Here is a 324-nt window from a genome sequence, read left to right as displayed (position 1 = left end):
CGCCCGCCACGGACGACCTGCGCGCGCTGCTGCGCGACGCGGCGCCCGACGAGGCGCTGGAGGTCCTGCGCGCGACCCTCGCGGCCGAGCTGGCGCGCATCCTGCGCCTGCCGGGCGGCGCCGTGGCGGCGGAAGCGCCGCTCGCCGGCCTCGGCCTCGACAGCCTGGGCGGCATGGAGCTGCGCACGGCGCTGGAAGCGCGGCTCGGGATGCCGGTGCCGCTGGCGGCCGTCACCGACACGTTGACCTTGGACGCGCTGGCGCGGCGCATCGCGGAAGCGGTGCGGGCGGCGCCGGCCGAGGCCGACGCGGCGGCGCTGCGCG

At 80.9% G+C, this 324-nt stretch carries 1 protein-coding gene; it reads left to right on the top strand.

The genetic code is table 11. From position 1 onward, the window contains the following. A partial coding sequence (locus ABD067_RS22975) for an acyl carrier protein (protein WP_343897740.1) occupies nt 1–324 on the top strand: 324 nt, incomplete at both ends.

This window comes from Craurococcus roseus, from assembly GCF_039523795.1.
GTDB classification, from domain to species: domain Bacteria; phylum Pseudomonadota; class Alphaproteobacteria; order Acetobacterales; family Acetobacteraceae; genus Craurococcus; species Craurococcus roseus.
Note: the sequence above shows the minus strand (reverse complement) of the source record. Positions and strands in the feature narration are given on the sequence as shown.